The organism is Pseudomonas sp. LFS074, assembly GCF_047978165.1.
Taxonomy (GTDB): Bacteria; Pseudomonadota; Gammaproteobacteria; order Pseudomonadales; family Pseudomonadaceae; genus Aquipseudomonas; species Aquipseudomonas putida_P.
Genome location: NZ_JBFPFV010000010.1, coordinates 1 through 4,320, shown reverse-complemented (window position 1 = coordinate 4,320; position 4,320 = coordinate 1). Strand labels below are relative to the sequence as shown.

At 57.9% G+C, this 4,320-nt stretch carries 4 protein-coding genes; all 4 read right to left on the bottom strand.

Annotated elements, in window-relative coordinates:
- Positions 1-34: 34 nt before the first annotated feature.
- From ACNQP3_RS29100 to ACNQP3_RS29085, 4 genes are read right to left on the bottom strand one after another with little or no spacing between them, the layout of a single operon-like run.
- A complete protein-coding gene (locus tag ACNQP3_RS29100) occupies positions 35-817 on the bottom strand; it encodes a c-type cytochrome (RefSeq protein ID WP_012316930.1) in 783 nt (260 codons plus the stop codon).
- A 10-nt stretch (positions 818-827) separates the two neighbouring features.
- On the bottom strand, positions 828-1,943 hold the full coding sequence (locus tag ACNQP3_RS29095; RefSeq protein WP_012316929.1) for a copper resistance protein B: 1,116 nt from the start codon (positions 1,941-1,943) through the stop codon (positions 828-830).
- Positions 1,933-2,256, bottom strand: a complete 324-nt coding sequence (locus ACNQP3_RS29090) for a hypothetical protein (protein ID WP_012316928.1) — start codon at positions 2,254-2,256, stop codon at positions 1,933-1,935. The genes ACNQP3_RS29095 and ACNQP3_RS29090 overlap by 11 nt, the downstream gene beginning before the upstream one ends.
- 14 nt (positions 2,257-2,270) lie before the next feature.
- Complete coding sequence (locus ACNQP3_RS29085) at positions 2,271-4,088, bottom strand: copper resistance system multicopper oxidase (protein ID WP_012316927.1); 1,818 nt, start codon at positions 4,086-4,088, stop codon at positions 2,271-2,273.
- Between the last annotated feature and the right edge of the window lie 232 nt (positions 4,089-4,320).

The following is a 4,320-nucleotide window of genomic DNA, read 5'->3' as shown; positions in this document are numbered from 1 at the left end:
CCCAGCGATAGCGGCTAGCCGAACGAATATCCGGTTAGTTGGCATGAGTGTGCTCCTTACCGTCTTTGTGAACATGCGTCTTTGGCGACGATGTCGGGTGGGCATCCGAATGGGCCTCGGCCGCATTGTGGTCACCGTGATGATCTGCCGCTTGAGCGGAGCCTGCGGGTGCAGCTCCATGGTCGTGAGCTGCCTGGGCATGATCGTCGTCTGCCGCTTCATCGTGATCACCATGCTCGGCACGACCGCTCCCGCCGTGCTGGCCCTCATGGTTGTGCATATCGCTTTCACCGCCGCCGTGCTGGTGGCCGCCGCTCGTGGCCACCAAGGCCTTGTACTGCTCGGCATTCATCTGGGGCAGTTGATCCAGGAACGCGACGATTCCCCAGATGTACTCATCGCCCATGCTCTTGCCCCAGGCGGGCATGCCCGTGGCTTTGATACCGTGCTTGATTGTCCAGAATGCGGCGGCTGGATCGCCTCCGACACCCACCTTGGTGAGGTCGGGTGGCGACGGGTATAGCGCTTGGCTTAGCTCAGTCTTCCCAACGCCAGGGGCAAGGTGACAGCCTATACACATGGCGTTGTAGTTGCCCGCCCCCGCTTTGATCAACGCGGCTTCCTTCAGATCAGGGACTTCGATGTCTCGCGCTCGAACCTCAATAGACCGATCACGAGCCATGGCGAGAAAGGAATGGACTGCCGGGAAGTGAGGATCATCAGCGCCGACATTCACCAGACCGAAATAGGCTGTGCCCAATACCGCAGCACTTCCGACAGCACCGGCCCCAAGCAGCGTTGTAATTGTTTTTTTCATGTTGGAATTCTCAGAACCACATCCGGATACCGGCAACGAAGCGTGCCTCATCAACATCTCCACCCTCGTCTCGGATGAAGTCAGCGGTGTTGCCGTAGGAGCGGCTCCAGGTAACGCCTATGTATGGAGCAAACTGGCGGACAATTTCATACCGTAGGCGCAGCCCGACTTCGGTATTGGCAAGGCCCGAGCCAACGCCGCGCTCAGGATCGTTCTTGCCATAGAAATTGACCTCGGCCGTGGGCTGCAAAATCAAGCGATTGGTCAGCAGGATGTCGTATTCGCCCTCAAGACGCGCAGCAGTCTGACCGTTCTCGCCTATAAACGCCGTGGCTTCGGCCTCGAAGTCATACAGAGCCATGCCCTGAATACCAAAGGCTGCCCAGGTCTGTGGGGATTCCGGTTTGAAATCCTGGCGGACCCCGGCGACCACATCCCACCAAGGGCTGACCGAGCGCCCGTACAGGAGTTGCAGCTCAGCATCTTCGGTTACCCCATTGGTGCGCTCGCCTTCCGAACGAACCCAGAGGCGATTAATGTCGCCGCCTATCCAGCCTGATGCGTCCCAGGCCAGGGTGCTGCCCTCATCGGCGTCCTGGTATTCGAGCTGGTCCAACAGGAAGAAGCTGTTGATTCCGCTGTCGTGCACTTGGTGGCCACCCAGGGGCGGAAAGGCCGACTCGCGATCCGCATCAGTGAGCACTGGAATCGGCGTGCGGCTCGTCGTGGTCGGAGAAGTCGCTGAGCTATGGTTCATCTGGGAATGGTCCATGCCCTTCATAGAGCCGTGATCCATGCCCTGCATGTTTCCATGGTTCATTTTGCTGTGGTCCATCTTGTTGTGGTCCACCGGGCTGGATTTACTCTTGCTTTGAGCATGCCCCATCTGGCTGTGATCAACAGGGGCAGGCTTTTTCTGCTGTTTGCCCATCCCCATCTTGCTGTGATCCATCGCCGGCATCGATTCGGATGGAGCAGCATCCATTTGCATGGAGCCGTGCCCCATTTTCGAATGATCCATGCCCGAGTGATCCATTTCTTCAGCAGCGAAGCTGGGCGTTACGCCCAGCATGCTGATCGAAACGGTCAGAGCCAGCAGCGAAGGCCGCCCGAGGCTATTGGCCATCTTTCCCTGCCTTAGCTTTGTCGCTGCCATGCGATTTCATCATTTTGTCGTGGTCCATGCCTTCCATCGAGCCATGGTCCATTCCCTTCATCGAGCCGTGGTCCATACCTTCCATGGAACCATGGTCCATGCCTTCATGGTTCATCCCCTGGCCCTGCTTGTCCTGCGAGCCTTTGGCTTTGCCGGCCTCTGTGGTTTTCTGGGAATGCTGATCATGATTGTCGCTGGACCACGACGACGGGGCATAAACAGCCAGAATGCCTACCATCGCAGCAGAAAGGAAAAAGGCGCTTCGTTTCATTGGTTTGCTCATCTCAAATCTCCAGTTCATTCGTCCACACGTACTTCTCGGAACATGCCCATTTCCATGTGGAACAGTAGGTGACAGTGATAGGCCCAACGTCCCAAGGCATCTGCGGTGACGCGATAGCTTCGTTTTGAGCCAGGTGGCATGTCGATGGTGTGCTTGCGAACCATGAAGTTGCCGTTCTCGTCCTCCAGATCACTCCACATACCGTGGAGGTGGATGGGGTGAGTCATCATGGTGTCGTTGACCAAGGTGATGCGAAGACGCTCGCCATATTTCAACCGCAGCGGTTCAGCGTCGGAGAATTTGATACCGTCGAACGACCACGCGAACTTCTCCATGTGGCCGGTAAGGTGCAGTTCGATTGTCCGTCCAGGCTCTCGACCATCGGGATCGATGAAGGTGCTCCGCAGATCGGCGTACGTCAGCACTCGACGCCCGTTGTTGCGTAGGCCAATTCCCGGATCGTTCAGCTTTGGCGTTGGCGACATAGTCTGCATATCGACCAGTGGGTTGTTGGTCTCGGAAGCCGGATGGCTTTGCATTGCGCCGCTCATGCCGGCCATGCCTTCATTGCCCATCCCAGTCATCTTGCTGTGGTCCATACCGGCCATGCTGCCGTGGTCCATTCCAGCCATCTTGCTGTGATCCATGCCGGCCATGCTGCCCTGGTCCATGCCAGCCATGCTGCCATGATCCATTCCGCCCATGCTGCCGTGGTCCATGCCCATATCGCTCATGGCGATGATCGGGCGTGGATCTACCGCCGGTACGGGCGCTTGCAAGCCTTCGCGAACTGCCAGGGTGCCTCGGGAATACCCGGTACGGTCCATGGATTGCGCGAAAATCGTATAGGCCTGTTCGTTTTCAGGCTCGACGATGACATCGTAGGTTTCAGCAACGGCGATCCGGAACTCATCGACCGATACGGGTTTGACGTACTGGCCGTCGGCAGCCACAACCGTCATCTTGAGCCCAGGAATCCGGACATCGAAATAGGTCATGGCCGAGCCGTTGATGAATCGCAGGCGGATCTTCTCGCCGGGCTTGAAGATACCCGTCCAGTTGCCGTTCGGAGCTTGGCCGTTCATGAGGTAGGTGTAGGTATACCCGCTCACATCTGCGAGGTCGGTGGGGCTCATCTTCATTTCAGCCCACATCTTCCGATCCGCTACAGCGGCCGACCAGCCTTTCTCGCTCACGTCGTCAACGAAGTCGCTGACCGTGCGCTTGTGGAAGTTGTAATAGTCGGACTGCTTCTTGAGTTTGGAGAGCACCCGCGCCGGGTCCTCATCCGTCCAATCGCTGAGCATGACGACGTAATCGCGGTCATATACAAACGGCTCGGGATCCTTAGCATCGATCACCAGTGCGCCATAGACCCCAGACTGCTCTTGGAGGCCTGAGTGGCTGTGATACCAGTAAGTGCCGTTCTGGTGGACCTTGAACTTGTATTCGTACATGCCATCGGGAGCGATGCCGTGAAAGCTCAAGCCCGGCACACCGTCCATATTGGCGGGCAGGATTATGCCGTGCCAGTGAATGGAGGTGTCCTGTTTCAACCGGTTGCGTACACGCAGCGTCACGGTGTCGCCTTCGCGCCATCGCAGGATCGGCCCAGGCACGGAGCCGTTGATGGCCATGGCCGTACGAGCTGCCCCCGTAATGTTGACGGGCAGTTCACCGATATACAGGTCGAATTCATTGCCGCTGAGCACGTTCGGTTGGCCAGGGCTGGTCACAGCCCAGACCGGCGCGCGCCACATGCCGAGCCCACCCAGAAGTCCGGTAGCGGCCAGGCCTTTGACGAATGATCGTCTCGTGGTTTTGCTTTGCATGCCGTTGCGTCCAGTCAGGTAGATCGCTGATATCCAGGCTGCTCGATGGCGCAGCCCTTGGGTTCGTTGGAGCTCTCACCAGTCTCGTAGACTTTCGCTACTGCGCGAGGCTGATGAGAGGCCGTAGTCTGAAACTGCCATAGTTCAGATTCCGGAGTGATTACATTTCTGTAAGCTCGGATCAGCAGCTCTCGTGGCCGACATGCTTGCTGGACTGTGCGGCGACCGGCGG

Bases quoted from the DNA above. Each gene is read 5' to 3' on its own strand.
- ACNQP3_RS29100 (WP_012316930.1), bottom strand. From the start codon at position 817: ATGAAAAAAACAATTACAACGCTGCTTGGGGCCGGTGCTGTCGGAAGT.
- ACNQP3_RS29095 (WP_012316929.1), bottom strand. From the start codon at position 1,943: ATGGCCAATAGCCTCGGGCGGCCTTCGCTGCTGGCTCTGACCGTTTCG.
- ACNQP3_RS29090 (WP_012316928.1), bottom strand. From the start codon at position 2,256: ATGAGCAAACCAATGAAACGAAGCGCCTTTTTCCTTTCTGCTGCGATG.
- ACNQP3_RS29085 (WP_012316927.1), bottom strand. From the start codon at position 4,088: ATGCAAAGCAAAACCACGAGACGATCATTCGTCAAAGGCCTGGCCGCT.